At 37.1% G+C, this 17,335-nt stretch carries 10 protein-coding genes and 2 riboswitches; of the genes, 2 read left to right on the top strand and 8 right to left on the bottom strand.

Annotation, left to right across the window (positions count from 1 at the left end):
* Positions 1 to 93: 93 nt before the first annotated feature.
* Positions 94 to 3,339, bottom strand: coding sequence for an AfsR/SARP family transcriptional regulator (locus tag AB1K81_RS14740; RefSeq protein ID WP_412977432.1), 3,246 nt, complete (start codon positions 3,337 to 3,339; stop codon positions 94 to 96).
* A 185-nt stretch (positions 3,340 to 3,524) separates the two neighbouring features.
* Here AB1K81_RS14740 and msrA point away from each other — a divergent pair, with 185 nt between their 5' ends.
* Positions 3,525 to 4,049, top strand: coding sequence for a peptide-methionine (S)-S-oxide reductase MsrA (gene msrA, locus AB1K81_RS14735; protein ID WP_412977431.1), 525 nt, complete (start codon positions 3,525 to 3,527; stop codon positions 4,047 to 4,049).
* A gap of 315 nt (positions 4,050 to 4,364) precedes the next feature.
* Here the strand turns inward: msrA and AB1K81_RS14730 are convergent, their stop codons facing one another.
* From AB1K81_RS14730 to AB1K81_RS14705, 6 genes are all read right to left on the bottom strand, one after another.
* The gene (locus tag AB1K81_RS14730) at positions 4,365 to 5,654 is read right to left on the bottom strand and encodes an NCS2 family permease (protein WP_412977430.1); all 1,290 of its coding nucleotides are present in this window, start codon (positions 5,652 to 5,654) and stop codon (positions 4,365 to 4,367) included.
* Between the two features lie 141 nt (positions 5,655 to 5,795).
* Positions 5,796 to 5,896: riboswitch (purine riboswitch) on the bottom strand.
* Between the two features lie 87 nt (positions 5,897 to 5,983).
* Positions 5,984 to 7,516, bottom strand: a complete 1,533-nt coding sequence (gene guaA / locus AB1K81_RS14725) for a glutamine-hydrolyzing GMP synthase (protein ID WP_412977429.1) — start codon at positions 7,514 to 7,516, stop codon at positions 5,984 to 5,986.
* 314 nt (positions 7,517 to 7,830) lie between these two features.
* Positions 7,831 to 7,932, bottom strand: a riboswitch (purine riboswitch).
* A 31-nt stretch (positions 7,933 to 7,963) separates the two neighbouring features.
* Positions 7,964 to 10,159, bottom strand: coding sequence for a transglutaminase domain-containing protein (locus tag AB1K81_RS14720; RefSeq protein ID WP_412977428.1), 2,196 nt, complete (start codon positions 10,157 to 10,159; stop codon positions 7,964 to 7,966).
* A complete protein-coding gene (locus AB1K81_RS14715; protein ID WP_412977427.1) occupies positions 10,159 to 11,424 on the bottom strand; it encodes a DUF58 domain-containing protein in 1,266 nt (421 codons plus the stop codon). Before AB1K81_RS14715 ends, AB1K81_RS14720 begins: the two co-directional genes overlap by 1 nt.
* Positions 11,425 to 11,427: 3 nt before the next feature.
* Positions 11,428 to 12,384, bottom strand: coding sequence for an AAA family ATPase (locus AB1K81_RS14710; protein ID WP_412977426.1), 957 nt, complete (start codon positions 12,382 to 12,384; stop codon positions 11,428 to 11,430).
* A gap of 251 nt (positions 12,385 to 12,635) precedes the next feature.
* A complete protein-coding gene (locus AB1K81_RS14705) occupies positions 12,636 to 14,165 on the bottom strand; it encodes an amidase (RefSeq protein WP_412977425.1) in 1,530 nt (509 codons plus the stop codon).
* A gap of 243 nt (positions 14,166 to 14,408) precedes the next feature.
* On the opposite strand from AB1K81_RS14705, the gene AB1K81_RS14700 reads away from it, so the two are divergent.
* A complete protein-coding gene (locus tag AB1K81_RS14700) occupies positions 14,409 to 16,193 on the top strand; it encodes an ABC transporter substrate-binding protein (protein ID WP_412977424.1) in 1,785 nt (594 codons plus the stop codon).
* A 92-nt stretch (positions 16,194 to 16,285) separates the two neighbouring features.
* Here the strand turns inward: AB1K81_RS14700 and pseI are convergent, their stop codons facing one another.
* Positions 16,286 to 17,335 (bottom strand): pseudaminic acid synthase, encoded by a 1,050-nt coding sequence (pseI, locus tag AB1K81_RS14695; protein ID WP_412977423.1) that lies wholly within the window; start codon positions 17,333 to 17,335, stop codon positions 16,286 to 16,288.

The raw sequence follows: 17,335 nt of genomic DNA, 5'->3' as shown, positions 1-17,335 counted from the left end.
TATAAAAAGTATTCAGAAAAATATCAATAACTTTTTTATGAAAAAATAAAACTCCATCTCCGTTATCTGAGATAGAGTTACATTATACATTTATTAATATGAACTTAATTCCTCCGACTCAATAATTAAATCATACATCTCCCTTGTTGGTGCCATTGGCTCAACACCTAATTCTTCATCGAGAACATGGCAGCATTTTTCATACCATTTTATTGCTTGTGGTCGATTATTTAATTGATAATAACTATACATTAATAGTCGATACGCTTCCTCCCAGGTTGGGTCTACGCTTATAATTTTTTCACAAAGTTTTATAGTTGCATGGAAATCTAGTATTCTTACATTAACTTGTGCAAGTCTTTCTGATCCACGTAAGAACAGCGTTTCTAATCTTTCTCTTTCCGATTCACACCAAGTGGTGTAACGGAGGTCTTCTAGATAACCTCCACGATATAGAGTTAATCCCTTTTCCAGTAGTTCTTTTGCTTTTTTTGCCTCTTTTTCTTCTAAGCCTTTTGCAATTAACGTCTCAAAATTATGAATATCTAACTCATAGCCTGATTCTGGATTTAAGCCATAATAGCTACCTTTTCGAATAATGAAGAAAGATTCTTCTCTAGCCTTCCGTTTTGGTTCAAGTGCTTTCAATAATGCATTAAATGAAACTTTGAAATTCTTCCCTGCCGTATCCGGGTCCAGTTCAGGCCAAAGGCTTGTAAAAATCTCTTCTTTTGATAAAAGCTTACTGCGATTGGTAACAAATAGTTCAAATAGCTCCTTAGCTTTACCTCGTTGCCAATCTCGATCCTCTAAGACTCTAGAACCAATCGTCACTTGAAAAATACCTAACGCCTTAATTGTTAACGTATATCCAGGGTGATTACTGTGTTCATTTAATTGAAGCTCAGCCATGTATTTCGAAACAAGCTGTGTTTCAATTCCTAGATGATTTGCTTTTAATAAGAGTGGGGCAATATTTTGTAAGTCAGTTGGGCCGAATACAGTCTTTTTCTTTAGGAAAAAGTCATAGCCCTCTGTTTGGATTTCCTGTATAAAATATGTCATATGCTCTATAAAGTTCTCATCATCGTCTTCCCGATCAGCAATAAATGCCCCCCAAAAAGCAGCTACCATCAACCCATACCGATCCCCGCAACTTTGGAAATCATCACGGACTTCCTTTAGAATCGTTTTTGCTTTGTCATAATGAAAATTATAAATTTCTGTTAACAGTAGTCCCACCTTTATTAGTGCACTCAACCATTTGTCCTTTACCTTTTCTGTTTCAGCAAGCCCTTTTCTTGCTGACTCTACCGCTCGTTCATAATCTTGGTTTTTCCCAAAAAGAATCGACATCCCCATGTAAGGTTCTGCCTTTCCTCTTGAAATATTTATCTTCTCCATTATTTCTAATGCTGTCTCATAGCATTCTAAGGCAAGATTGGAATCATATTCGGATAATTGAACAGCATGTCCCATCCTCATCCATCCACACGCTTCCACAAATGGGGATTGCGTTCTTAGTCCTAGTTGTATTCCATCTGAAGCTAGTTGTTTACTCTCTTCCGCATTTCCCATAAACGCTTCAATAATAGATAATAGTAAGTCTGTTTCACGATGGGATTGTGGCAAGTGCTTTGAAAATGTTTCACTGGTTGCTTTTTTCCGTCTCCATAATACTTCCTTCGCTCTTGCCAACCTACCTGTTCGAAGAAGAATTCTTCCTTCTAAATTCCCGTCCTCAATCGGTATATTGAGAGATTTCGCACGATCAAACCATGCCTCTGCCTTGTTTGCCTGTCCTAGGTTTAATAGATTCTCTGCTAATAGTTGATAAAGCTGAGCCATCTCTTCGTTAGGGGTATTCTCTTTTTCCCGCATATTAATTGCTTGCTTTACAAAGCGTTCAGCCTGATCTGGTTGAATCGTATCTAAATAAATCCGTGCTTTCCCCTCAAAAGCTAGCCCAATCAAATTATAATTCTCCTGGTCATAGCCTGGAATAATACTAATAATCCGGTCAAAATTCGTTTCTGCTTTATCATACTGCGAGCGATACCGTTCAATTTCTCCTTGGTAAAAATAAAGCACAGGATATATTTCTTTATACGTATCCGGAATAACGGTTAAAATATCATATAAACTTTGTAGCCTGCCAGACCGTAGCATCATAACCCCATATTCATGTACTAAAGCAGAAACTTGCGCATATTTCTCTACTTTCCGGTAATGATAAATCGCACCTTCCACATTTTCTTGTCTTTCAAAGTATTGTGCTGCCCTAACATGAAGGTTGCTATATTCAGATGGATAATTTTTCTGCAAACGATTTTCTAAAAATGCTTTAAACAATGCATGATAGCGGAAATAATTCTCTTCCCCTTCTACAATAAATAAATTTTGCTCAAATAAACCATTTAATATATCCCCAGATCCGTTAATCTGTAGTACATGATCACAAGCATCTGGAACTAAAACATCCATAATGCTAGATTGCAATAAGAACTGCTGAATAATTAAGGATTGTTTCGTTAGCACTTCAGATGCTAGGTATTCAAACAAGTCCTCAAGCGATGGTTGGCGATTCTTAAAAATCGTATCGATTGATGACTCATCTACTAACTGTTGGGTGATCATATGAAAAGCAATTGCCCAGCCCTCTGTAAGCTCATAGATTTTGTCTACTTTTTCATCGCTAAGTTCTATATTTAATAAATCTTCTAAAACAAAGTACATTTCATTAGCTGATAAAATTAAATCGTCCTGCGTAATTTCCAGTAAATCGCCCTGCACTTTCATTTTCGGGAGTATCTCCCACTTCGGTTTCTTTCGGCTAGATATCACAATATGTACATTTGAGGGGGAATGCTCTAGTAAAAATAATATCCATTTCTCAATTTCATAAGAAGAATTCACGTGATGATAGTCATCCAATATGATTGTGATATCTTCTTTTAACTCCATTAGTTCATTAATAAACATTGATGCCAAAGCATAGATTTGTTCTGTATCTATATAACTCCCAAGTTCTTCATATTTCTTATCAATATTTTTTCCGAACTTAGGATAGTGCATTTTAATTGCTGCTACTATTTTAGTAAAGAAAGGTAGTATATCATCATCTGCTGCTGATATCGTATACCAGCATGCCTTTACATTGGAATCATGTACGTATAAAGCAAGTGCAGTACTTTTCCCATAGCCTGCCCCAGCATAAAGAAGGGTTAACGTGTGATTGGAAATAGCCGATAATTTACGATTCAAATTTCCACGACGTATAAAACGCTCACGTATTGGTGGTGGAGCGTACTGACTTTGGATGATAGGGATATTTCGCATCACATTCACTCCTTTCTTGCTAGTTGCTAGTAAAGTCATAATCTTCTATACATTTTATCACAATTTTTATTTTCTGGAATATTTCCTTATGATAGTTTATATAAAATATGATATAGTTTTATATATTCTTAATCTAAGTAAATTATGATGTAGCTCGGCTACAGTTCAATATGGGGGATTTATAAATGACAACATTAAAGAAAGCAACATTTGCTGGTGGCTGTTTCTGGTGTATGGTAAAACCTTTCGACCAGTGGGACGGGGTTCATGCTGTAGTGTCAGGCTATACTGGGGGACATCTTGAAAACCCTACTTATAATGAAGTAAAAACAGGTACAACTGGACATTATGAAGCAGTTGAAATCACCTTCGATCCAAGTATTATTTCCTATAAAGAAATACTAGAAGTATACTGGCGCCAAATTGACCCAACCGATGCAGGTGGTCAATTCCAAGACCGAGGCGACCAATACCGTACAGCTATTTTCTATCATGACGACGAGCAAAAAGAACAAGCCGAAGCTTCTAAACAAGCATTAGCCGATAGTGGTAAATTCTCTAAGCCTATCGTAACCGAAATATTACCAGCCGTTACATTCTATCCAGCTGAAGACTATCATCAAGACTTTTATAAAAAAAGTGAAAAAGAATATAAAGAAGACCGTGCCAAGTCTGGCCGTGATGAGTTCATTGCGGAGAATTGGCAGTAGGTTGAATGAGCATCCTCTTGGGAGGGTGTTTTTTTGTTTGGAATAGGAGTTTGGTACTGAGGGTAGATAGATGAATGTGGTTATAGTAGTATTTTTCCCTCTGGTTCGGTGAATATTTACTGGGGTTCGCCGATTTCTGGCAAAAGTCCGGCGATTATGTGCAATGCTTCGGCTAATTTCCAATTAATTTCGGCGAATCACTGATGTTCGGCGATTTTTTCTACGCGTTCGGTTACTTATCTTCTAACTTCGGCCACTCACAACTCCCCAATATATAAAAAAGCAAAACCACATAAGTGATTTTGCTTTACTATCTTATAAGAAAATGAAATAAAGAACGAATATCACAAACAAGAAGTACATTACCGGATGAATTTGTTTCGCTTTTCCAGTTACAAGCATCGTAATTGGGTAGAAAATAAATCCAATAGCAATACCAGTTGCGATACTGTATGTTAATGGCATCATGATAACCGTTAGAAATGCCGGAACAGCGATTGTAAAGTCATTCCAATCAATATCCTTAAGTGCAGTTGCCATTAAAACTCCCACAATAATTAATGCTGGTGCTGTAACTGCTGAAGTAACGATACTTAATAATGGCGAGAAGAATAATGCTAGTAAGAAAAATCCTGCTGTAACAACTGAAGTAAATCCAGAACGTCCACCAACTGCAACTCCTGATGAAGACTCGATATATGAAGTAGTTGTGGAAGTACCAACTGCGGCACCTACTACTGTTGCAGCTGAGTCAGCAAATAATGCTTTACCTGCACGTGGTAATTTATTATCCTTCATTAATCCTGCTTGTGAAGAGACTGCTACTAATGTTCCTGCAGTATCAAAGAAATCCACAAATAAGAAGGTTAAAATAACAACTAACATTTGAATTGTAAAAATATCACCAAAGTGTGTAAATGCTTCACCGAAAGTTGGAGCAAGACTTGGTACACTTCCAACGATTCCATTAAATTCAGCTAATCCAAAAATTAACCCTACGATTGCTGTAATTACCATTCCATAAAAAATTCCTGCTTTTATTCTCATTGCTAACAGGATAACAGAAATAACAAGACCAAAAATAGCAAGTAATACAGCAGGAGAAGTAACATCTCCAATAGCCAATAATGTTGAATCATCATTTACGACAATTCCTGCATTTTGAAGACCAACAAATGCAATAAATAATCCAATACCAGCTCCAACTGCTTTTTTCAATTCAGCAGGGATGGCGTTAATAACTAATTCACGAAGACCAGTTAATGTTAAAACAATAAAGATAAGTCCAGATGCTAATACGCCAGCTAAAGCTGTTTCCCAAGGAATATCCATTCCAATTACAACGGAGAAGGCAAAGAATGCATTTAATCCCATACCAGGAGCAAGTGCGATTGGGTACTTAGCTAAAAGACCCATTAATAGCGTACCAATTGCTGCAGCGATTGCAGTTGCAGTAAATACTGCCCCTTGATCCATTCCAGCAGCACTTAAAATATCTGGGTTAACAAATAAAATATAAGCCATTGCTAGGAAAGTTGTTAATCCAGCAGTAAATTCAGTGCGGAAATTTGTTCCTAATTGTTCAAATTGAAAAAACTTCTTCATTACTTTTCCTCCTAAAAATAACAAGTATGATTGCAAAGAAAAAAAGCAAGCTTAATTCCACCAAAATGGGGGATCTAAGCTTGCTACCAAAAAACTACGTGAGAAAAGTAATCTGATCATAGTAAATAGTAAACTATCATCTAGTTCATTACTAATCTGCGTAGTCAGACCATTTACGGCGGTCTGGTAGAAACTTCGGGCCATATCCCCTAAATTATACGCATAGTATATTCTTTTACCTTGTTCCTGATAGTATATTACTATTTCACTAGATAAATGTCAACTATTTCCGAACGTTTTTTTATAAAAGGAAATTATTGTTCGTATTTTTATTCCCACTCAATTGTTGCTGGTGGCTTACTCGTAATGTCATACACTACTCGATTAATATGTGCAACCTCGTTTACAATTCTAGTGGAGACTTTTTCTAATACATCAAAAGGTATTCTAGCCCAATCTGAAGTCATTCCGTCGATAGAAGTAACCGCACGAATACCAATTGTGTAATCATACGTACGAGCATCTCCCATTACACCGACACTTCGAATATTCGGTAACACGGTGAAATATTGCCAAATATCGCGTTCTAGTCCTGCATTAGCGATTTCTTCACGAAGAATAGCGTCTGACTCACGAACAATTTCAAGCTTTTCCTCCGTCACTTCGCCTAGCACACGAATTGCAAGTCCTGGTCCTGGGAACGGTTGACGCCATACAATACGGTCTGGTAATCCTAATTGGGAACCGAGTTCACGAACTTCATCTTTAAATAAAGTGTTAAGTGGTTCAATTAGTTCAAATTGCATATCTTCAGGAAGTCCACCTACGTTATGGTGCGATTTTATCGTTTGAGCTGTATCCGTTCCGCTTTCAATGATATCTGTATAAAGCGTTCCTTGTGCTAGAAAGTCCATATTTTTAAGTTTTGCGGCTTCATCATCAAAAACATAAATAAACTCATTACCGATGATTTTGCGTTTTTTCTCTGGATCATCGACACCTTTAAGTTTTGATAGGAAGCGCTCTGAAGCGTCGACTTTGATCACATTCATATCAAAATCATCAGCGAAAACCTTCATAACATCATCTGCTTCGTTCTTACGTAACAAACCATGGTCAACAAATATACAAGTTAGTTGGTCGCCAATTGCTTTATGAATTAATGCCGCTACAACAGAGGAATCCACACCACCACTTAGGGCACAAAGTACGTGACGGTCACCGACTTTTTCCCTAATTGCTTTAACTTCTTGTTCGATAAAGTTTTCAATCGTCCAATCACCATTAGCCCTACAAACATCAAACACGAAATTTCGTAATAATTGATTACCGAATTCCGAATGGCGTACTTCTGGGTGGAATTGAACACCGTACATATTCTTTTCTTTCATACTAAAAGCAGCAATTGGTGTAGAAGGATTGATAGCATCAACTGTAAACATTTCTGGAGCTTCAACTACTTTGTCTCCGTGACTCATCCAAACTGTTTGCTCTTCTGGGGTTTCACTGAATAATACTGGATTGTTTTGTAGTGAAATGGTTGCTTTTCCATACTCACGGTTCTTTGATTTTTCTACTCTTCCACCGTAATGTAGAGCCATTAATTGCATACCATAGCAAATTCCTAGTACTGGTATATCTAATTCAAAGATTCTTTCGTCTGGGCGGAAGCTGTTTTCATCGTATACACTATGTGGTCCACCGGAAAGAATGATACCTTTTGGATTTATTTTTTTGATTTCTTCTATTGTGATTTTGTGTGAGTGTAGTTCACTGTATACACCGAATTCTCGGATTCTTCTTGTAATTAATTGGTTATATTGGCTGCCAAAGTCTAATACTAGAATCATTTCGTTGTCCATATTTTATTCTCCCTCAAGTTTTATTAAAATTATTTACTAACTACCAAACCCGCGACCCGAATACACTCCGCTCTCCTGCGGGTGACCCGTGAGCCTCCTCAGAGCCAAGGCTCTTGCGGGGTCTCACTCTGGCCACTATTCCCGCGGGAGTCTCCGTGTATTCGGGTCGCTCAGAGCTTCAACTTTAGTCATATTACCTTCCAAAAAAACTTTAAAAATAATAAAAAAATCCGGACTCCTACTTTTTCTATACACGCTTTCCTGAGCATGTTTGGGTATAGAAAAAGGCAGAAATCCAGAACATTAGTGTTGTTTTCTAGAGTTTCCGCCTTCATAGTCAGGGTTTTTACGGTACCCCGGTAGAGACTTTCGAACCATATTATCGAGGATATATGAAAGCGAGTCTTATTAAGTTAAACCTATTTTACTAGTGAAAGGAAACTCTAGTCAACCCAATATACGTTTAATTAAATTTTTCCACAAATTAGATATTTCATCATCGACAGTATGGGTGATGTTATGTTGATAGATTAGTTTCTCATAGTTGGCTGTTAATTTGCCCATTTCATCAGAACCATACCAATTGTCTATCCTTACCGCAAATTCTCTTAATGTTTGATCAGGTTCTTTTTTGAAACCTTTATTTTTTAATAACTTTAATACAAAATGAAACGCGTCTTGATAAGACTCTGCGTCTTTCCTTTTTATCAATCTTCTTTCTATCAAATAACTTCTTATTTGATTTCTCTTCCAATATGTTAATAGTATTCCAATCACGAGAATAACTACTAGAATAATAAAGTGAACGAGTTTAAACTCAAAAAACGGATTACCTTCTTCTGCCCCACTTGGACTAAACGCGTCTTCTACTTCCTCTGGAGTTTGTAAATCTTGTTCAGGCGGCGTTGGTGTCTCTACATCTGGTACCTCTATAGCATCATCTGTAGAAGTGTCCACCGAATAACTATTTGGTACGTTAAAGCCTTGAGTTGGTTCAAACGGTACCCAACCAACACCTTCAAAATATACTTCAACCCATGAATGGGCATTGGCATTGGTAATTTCGTATAAATCTTGACCTTCACTATTTACATTGTCTTCAACCTTTACCCCGCTTGAAAAACCTTTTACCCAACGAGCTGGGATATCAAGTGTTCTCAGCATGACTACCATGGAAGTCGAAAAGTTATCACAATATCCAACTTTTGTTTCAAATAAAAACTGATCAACGTAATCTTGATCCTCTGATGGCACAGCCACATCTTCAATTTGATACTCAAAGCCGTTTGCACTAAAGTAGCGTTCAATTGCTCGGACTTTGTCATATTGGTTATCGTAGCTATCCGTAATCTCTCTCGCTAAATCTCCTACTCTACTTGGAAGTGTCGCTGGGATTCGGGTATATTGTTCCATCAACTTTTCATCAGTTGGTTGTGCACTTTGGCGCATTAACTCAATCGGATATGATGGTTTGTCATAGGTAATCATATAATTAGATAAGATGATATTTTGATCATCTACAACAGTTAAGATTTCACCATTATCTTCGCGTAACTTTAATTGCACTTCCCCATCTGGAGCTATAACATTTTTAATTCCGTATGGATATAAGAGCTTTGATATATATGCTTTTTCATCAAATTCTAGTGTCATGCTCCGTTCTTCGGTTTCGACACGATCAGTAAAAGTTTCAAATTGAATATCCCAATCCACTTGTTCCAAATGGTCTATTTGTTCTGAATTAACCCAGCCTTTTCCAGTGTAATAATCCTTCGATTCTATACGGAAATAGTTATCCTCTTGCATATAAGCATTAAAGACAGGCGTATAATCCTGAACAAAAGAGCCGCCTAGTCGGGAATCATTTTCACCATATCCAACTTTCTGAATTAATCCTGCGCCTCCACTGCCATTTCCGTTTATTACACCCTCAAAGTAAGGAACCGGATCTGCCCATTGTGGTTCAAGTTTTGGTGCAGCGTAACCAACCATGGAAGAAAATAACACAACCGCTACAAGTGGTAAAATCCAAAGTGGTCTGGTATTTAAACGATAGGTTTGAATATTCTCGTTTTGAATTTCCTTTAACACATTAGCTAGCCCAAGTGCTAAAAATGCAATTACAAAGGTGCGGAATATTGCCCAGTCTGCATTATAAACGGTAAACGTATCTAATAATGTAATGTAAATAAACGTCAATACACTAAATATTAATACTCTTTTTACTTGGACAAACCAATAGTAAACTAAATAACTCATTAACCAAATAATGAATAAAAACATCAGTGTACGGAACATATTCGATAGATCAAACCATTGTCTTGCAAATAGTACCTGAATGTTATAAATCAATTCCGTATAAATTTCCTGAAACCACAATACACTCCAAAAACTATTCACAGAATACAATCCATTCAAGATGAAAAATATCCCGAATCCTTTTAATAAAATGGAAAGCCACCATTTAACTTGGAGCAACGTAATAAAGAAACAGAAAAACGCGTAAATGATAAAAACACCGATAAAAGTAGTATCTGTAACTTGGTCAACTGGATAGAGCCATTCTAAAAATAGTAACAGGCCAGCGAGATATAAGGTTGAGGTATAAATAAATGGGATTCTCGTTTTATTTACTTTATTCATCAGGCATTCACCTCAATTGGATCTACGACTAGGTCTTTTTCTGTTAATAGACTAACTCCAATCCCTTCATTCCGAAGCTCTTGAATGACCCGGTGTTCTTCCATCGAAATACGGTTCTCTGCTTGGATAAATATGATGAGTAGCTTCTTCTCTCGGAGCCTCATCTTCTGTAATGTTTCCCTTAACATTTCATCCAGATGAGTGATTGCTATTATGACATAATAGCTATTTGTAATCTTTTGCATTTCTTCTTTAAGCTTCCTAGCAAATTGAAATGTTGAACTAGGCTGTACTTGTGTTAAATGTTTTCGAATCAATTCCATTTTCATCGGGTCCTGTCTTACCGGGAAAAATACAGTGTCAGACCCAACCGAAAGAAAGCCAACCTGTGAAGCTTGTTTACGAATTGTCTCCATTAAAGAAATACTCATTTCTATGGTTGCTTCATAAGCTAACAGATTCATCCCATCGTAATAGCAGTTATCTAAAATAATCAGAGTATCTGTACTTCTTTCCTGTTCAAATTCTTTCGTCATCACATCATTTTTCTTAGCAGTTTGCTTCCAGTCAATCCAAGAGAACTTATCTCCAGGCATATATTCGCGAACTCCTGTTGCAACATTAGTATTCTTTAAATTCATCGCAAAGGAAGAAATCGATCCTTGCTCATAACTGTTCATCCTTTCCCTCATATGAAGCTCTCGTTCGATTGGATAAACAATCAGCTCACTCGTTACAGGATAAACAAACTCCTTTTTAATTAAGCCAAAAATATCACCAGTTCTTACACGAATTGCTGGTAATAAATGTACCCCTCTTGGAAGTTGCTCTAAATCGTAAGCAACGGTAAATTTACGCTTAAGCAAAGGGAAAATAATCTTTTTTACTTGGCGAGCTTTAAACAATTTATTTGGTTGGTCTAGATATTGAAATTTTGCATGCCTCAAGTCGATTCGATTAATCGTATCTGGAAAGACTTCCTCCACGATAATATAGTAAATTGGAAAGGGAATCTTCCTTTTAATCTCTAGCGACACAGTTATCCGGTCCCCCGTTGCAACAACATGTTTTACCATATTCCTCTCCACTTGCCACTTAGAAATCGGATAAAAAGCAAAACCAACGAGATAAAGAAATATTGGTAAAAAACTATAAAATAGAAACCAGCTAGTAAATCCTCCTTGAAACATGGCATAAGCATACAATACAGCAAATAATAGGAAGACAAATATTACATTACGTACTAAACGAAAAGCCCGTTTCATTACTTAAAAGTCCTTTCGAATAGGTACAAATGTTTGTTTGACTACACGCTCTACTATTTGTCTTGCTGTCATCCCATCATATTTCGCTTCCGAAGTTAATATAATACGATGAGGAAGGACGTAAGGAGCTAAATACTTCACATCATCAGGAAGAACAAAGTCTCTCCCCATGACATATGCATATGCTTTCGCAGCCTTCATTAAGCCAATTGATCCACGTGGACTTACCCCTAGAAAGATAGATTCATGATTTCTTGTTTCTCTTACTAGATTAACAATATATTGTTGAACATTTTTCTCTATATAAACATTGCGAACTTCTTCTTGTATTAATACTAATTCTTCTTTTGATATGACAGGTGAAATAGTTTCTATGGGGTGCTCTTTAGATGTTCTTTCTAGCATTTCTAACTCGTCTTTTAAAGATGGATAGCCCATCGTAAGTTTTAAAATGAAACGGTCTAACTGAGCTTCCGGTAGTGGGTATGTTCCTTCATATTCAATCGGATTCTGAGTGGCCATAACGAAAAAAGGTCTTTGAAGTGGAATGGTCTTCCCATCAACTGTTACACTTTTTTCTTCCATTCCTTCAAGTAATGCAGACTGTGTTTTAGGCGAAGTACGATTAATTTCATCTGCTAATACAATATTTCCTAAAATCGGCCCACCACGAAATTCAAATTCCATTTCTTTCGGATTATAGATGGATACACCGGTTACATCGGAAGGTAATAAATCTGGGGTAAATTGAATTCTTTTAAAATCGCAATCTAGTGATTTAGCTAATGTACGAACTAGCATTGTTTTCCCAACACCAGGAACATCTTCAAGTAATACATGCCCCTCTGCAAGTAAAGCCACTAAACTTAAAACAGCTACATCTTCTTTCCCAATCATTACTTTATTAATATTCTCGATGACTTTTCCTATTTTTTCGTTATATATTATTGTTTCCTGCATCTACTAACGCCCCTCTGCATAAAATACTGTACCCTTTAACTATACTAAAAATTAGTTCGTTAGTAAAAGGTTACTTAATATACATTATTTTCAAAAAATATCATTTATAAACTATTAATATTTGAGTAAATAATATGGCACTCTACCTATATACACCGTGGAAAACTTGTTTCAAACCTGATTTGTGGAAAGTAATAAGATTGAAATATAAAAGGACAGATCCTTTTATTCTTAAAGACCCGTCCTTATTTTTATATACGTGGCAATTTGCCTTTTTCACTTATTTCTTTCAAGAAAGGATTTTTGAAAATGTCTATCCAGAGTGATGTCTGTTCTAGTTGATATGCTAACTGTAAAAGACGATGTTCTTCACCTTTTGTTGCCATCACTTGTACACCCAGTGGTAAGCCTTGATCTGATAAATAAACAGGAACAGATATCGCTGGTTGACCGGTTAAGTTAGCCAGTTGGGTAAATGGTGTATACGTTAAACTTGGTAGGAACATTTCATATATGAGCTCCTGCTGACCTGTTTTATCAAGTTTCATAATACGCTCTCTAAGTTCCGCTTGTTTTTCTTCTGAGTGGGTAAGTTCCCCCACCTTTGGAGCCGTATAAGCGGTAGCTGGAGTAATAAAGAAATCATACTCACTATGAAGTTTAGCCATTTGTGCTGCAGCAACATCCCAAGAGGAAAGACTCTCAGAAAATACTGCAGCTGTAACAGACTTCCCAGCAACACTTAATAGCCAAGATTCAACCTCCATATCATCAGCCGTAAGCTCCCTTCCAAATGCCGCTTCCAGCTCTTGGACTAACGAAGCCATCTCTCCACTATTCATTAAATAATAATTCCGCATTAACTGAATACCGTCTACACCATTTTCCTTTTCTTCTACAATATGACCTTCACTCTCAAGCCATGAAACTACTTGCTTTACTGCTATTTTCGCATCCTCTGATACTGGTGTACCAACAGGTGAGTTAGTGGAAAAAGCAATTCGTAACGGCTTTTCAAAAGGCTTTGTCATCTCATCATGGAAGCTACCTGGGAAAAGTGGTGTTTGAAAAGCAGCCTCAGGTTGAACAATCTGTAGAATATCAAGTAATGAAGCACTATCTCTTACTGTTCTAGATAAAGCAAAGTCAATCGATGCCCCTTGCCACTGTCGACCGGCACCAGGCCCAACTGGAGTACGTCCCCTTGTTGGCTTTAACCCAAATAAACCGGAAAACGATGCAGGGATACGTATCGATCCTCCACCATCACTAGCACCAGCCATTGGGACAATCCCCGCAGCAATCGCAGCAGCCGTCCCACCACTAGATCCTCCAGGAGAATGCTCTATATTCCAAGGGTTTCTTGACGGACCATACAATACTGGTTCGGATATATTTTTCAGACCAAATTCCGGTGTATTTGTATGTCCTAAGAAGATAAATCCTGATTGCTGAAGCTTGTCCACTAAGTTCGAATTTTCTTTAGCGAAATTAGAACGCAAAAGTCGCGAACCTGAAGTAATCGGCTCTCCCTTTAACCTTTGCGATATATTTTTTAATAAAAATGGAACCCCATGGAACCCCGAGCCTTTTATATTAATATTCTCCACTTCTTGAAGTGCCTTTTCCTTCCGGTCATGAATAACTGCATTCAGTACGGGATTAACCTTTTCTAACTGCTCGTAGCTTAGCTTGACAAGCTCTTTTGCGGTTACTTCTTTTTTACGAACTAAATCTGCCATTTCCGTTGCATCTAAAGTTATATAGGTACGTAAATCCATGTTTTACACCTCGAATTTAATTGTTTCTACTAGTGTATCACCAAAATGAATAATATAAAATTTCGAGCATTCGAAGCAATATCGAGCTTGCTTTAGTTAAACCCCACCTTTTGAAAAGTAATAAAACAAAACAACCTTTCATAATATGTTACGAATGTACTGTCCAAAAAATAGTATCCGTTATTACCAAAAGTTTGGATTATACTTTTAATTTTTTATCAGCACTAAAAAGGAGGAAATCAGTTGTTCATACAGAAACGTTATATCTTTGTATATGTTATCCTTTTATTCCTTTCTGTCCTACTTGTTGCATGTGATGATAAAAAAGCAAACGAATCATCAGAAGGTGAAGATGCTCAAGAAGAAAATAATATACCAAAAGAGCCAATACCAGGAGGTTCGATTACCGGTGCGCTATACTCAGCACCTGCTGGAATGTTCAATCCTATTTTTCAAGACGATCCATATGAAGCAAATATCTTATCATTTACTCACGAAAGTCTAGTAAGTCAAAACAAAAGCATGGAATATGTCCCAAAGCTTGCCAAGAGTTGGGATCTAAACGAGGAGCAAACCAAACTGACCCTTCATCTTCAAGAAGGGGTAAAGTGGCATGATGGAGAAGAATTTACAGCAAATGATGTAGTATTTACGTATCAAGCAATCGCTGATCCCGATTACATAAACGCTGGTGGGATTCGAACTGCTTTTGTTAAACCTCTACTTGGTTATGAAGATTATGTTAATGGGGAAACTGATGAGTTTCAAGGAGTTATCGCAGAAGATGACTATACCGTAACGTTTACATTCGCAGAGCCGAACATAAATCCACTATATTTCGCAAGTTTTCCTATTATTCCTGAACACATATTTAAAGATATACCAATACCTGATATGCCTAGTGCAGAAGCATCCATATATCCAGAAAAGGTAATCGGTACTGGACCATTTAAATTTGTACGTATGGTGGAAGGTGAGGAATATACTTTAGAGCGCCATGATGACTACTGGCAAGGCACACCATACCTTGAACAAATTATCTGGAAAGTCGTTGCCAAACCAGTAATAACATCTTTATTAGAGAATGGCGAGATCGATTTTATCGGTGATCCTGATGGCATTACTCCAGATGATTATGAATCCGTTACAAAGTTAGAAAACATGAGTATTATTGAACAACCCGATTTCGGTTATCAACTACTAGGTTTTAAGCTTCATCATCAAACAAAAGAAGATGTGGAAAATGGAGTTCTTAATCCTGATAACTGGCAGCCTAACAAGAAATTATCTGACCCTAAAGTACGTCAGGCAATTGCTTATGGTATTAACCGTGAGAAACTAATTAAAGAAATATTAAACGGTCACGGGGAAATACTTAACTCACCGATTGCCAAACAATTCTGGGCATTTGATGATAGTGTGACAGAATCTTACCCATTTGCCCCAGAAAAAGCAAAAGATATATTAGAAGGATTAGGGTATGTCGATATAGATGATGATGGATTTCGTGAAGACCCAGATGGAGACAATTGGGTACTAAATTTCGATTATCCAACTGGAAATAAAATTCGCGAAAAAACCGCTCCATTAATAGTGGAAATGCTAGAAGAAATCGGAATTAAGGTTAAGCTTCGAGAGCCTAAAGAAATGTTTACGTTAATACAAGAATTAACGAACGATAACAACAATTTAGATTTGCATTTGTTAGGTTGGAATTTACCTAGTACAGACCCAGATCCATCTAGTCTGTGGGAAACTACAGCTTCGTATAATTTTTCACGTTGGAATAATCCGGAATCTGATGAATTATTAGACCAAGCACGCCAAACACCAGAGGCTTTTAAACAAGAGTACCGTGCAGATATGTATCGTAAGTGGCAAAAACTATACTCTGAAGACTTACCTGCCTTTATTCTTTATGCACAAAATAGCCTTTGGGCTTACAACAATAGATTGCAGGGTGTGCAACCATTGCCATTTTCTATGTATAACAATACCCATCTATGGTGGGTTTCAGAAATGAAATAAACATTTTTAAATATCGTTTTATTTTATGTTGCTGGTTAGTATCCTTTCTTTTCTCTCGACTATAAATACTAACCAGCTTTTTTTAGAAGCTTTTAAAATATCTCCCATGTCACAGGAGAACCTTTTTTAATATCGCGATTCACTCGCTTTCCTAATAAAATCGGAAAATATTTAGGAGATAAACCATGGCCCGGTCGGATTGCCTTTAAATTTTGTTCTGTTAATAGATCCCCTTCTTTTAAATCCTCCACAACATATAAGGATCTACGGAATTTCAAAGATGCTTGCTCCACATCTGTTGGGCCATAATGAACCTTTCCGAGAGATTCCCATGCCTTTTTAGTCTCAGACACTAGTACCTTTAGCTCATCTGGTTCCATGGAGAAGCTTGCATCTACACCACCGTCTTCCCTTGATAAGGTAAGATGCTTTTCAATAAGTACAGCACCTAAGGCAACACTTGCAACAGCTACTCCAACTCCCATCGTATGATCTGATAGTCCTACCTGGCATTGAAATAACTCTTTCATATGAGGAATTGTTTTTATATTTGTATGAATAGGTGAGGCCGGATAGGTACTGGTGCATTTTAATAGAATAATATCCTCACACCCCGCATCTTTAGCCGCGTTGACTGCTTCAAATATTTCTGCTGATGTACACATCCCTGTTGAAATAACCATTGGTTTTTTGGTTTCAGCTACCCTTCTTATTAACGGTAAATCGGTACATTCGAAGGAAGCAATTTTATAACAAGGTACATCAAGCGATTCAAGAAAATCGACTGCGGAGTTGTCAAAAGGGGTGCTGAAGGCTAAGATGCCTAACTCCTTACACCGATTAAATATAGCTTCATGCCATTCCCAAGGTGTGTAAGCTTCTTGATACAGATTATACAACGATTTGTTATCCCATATACTTGCTTCGTCACTTATTTTAAAGTCCTTTTCATTTAGATCTAATGTCATAGTATCAGGGGTATAGGTTTGTAGTTTAATAGCATGTGCACCTGCTTTTGCTGCTTCCTCAACGATTTGAATTGCTCTATCAATAGATTGATTATGATTACCGGAAATTTCCGCCACAATAAAAGGTGGATACCCTTTACCAACCAAATGATTCCCAAGCTTTATTGGACTCAT

Origin of the sequence: Ornithinibacillus jepli (genome assembly GCF_047228935.1) — a bacterium.
In the GTDB taxonomy this organism is placed as follows: domain Bacteria; phylum Bacillota; class Bacilli; order Bacillales; family Amphibacillaceae; genus Ornithinibacillus.
This window is presented reverse-complemented; position numbering and strand designations above follow the sequence as displayed.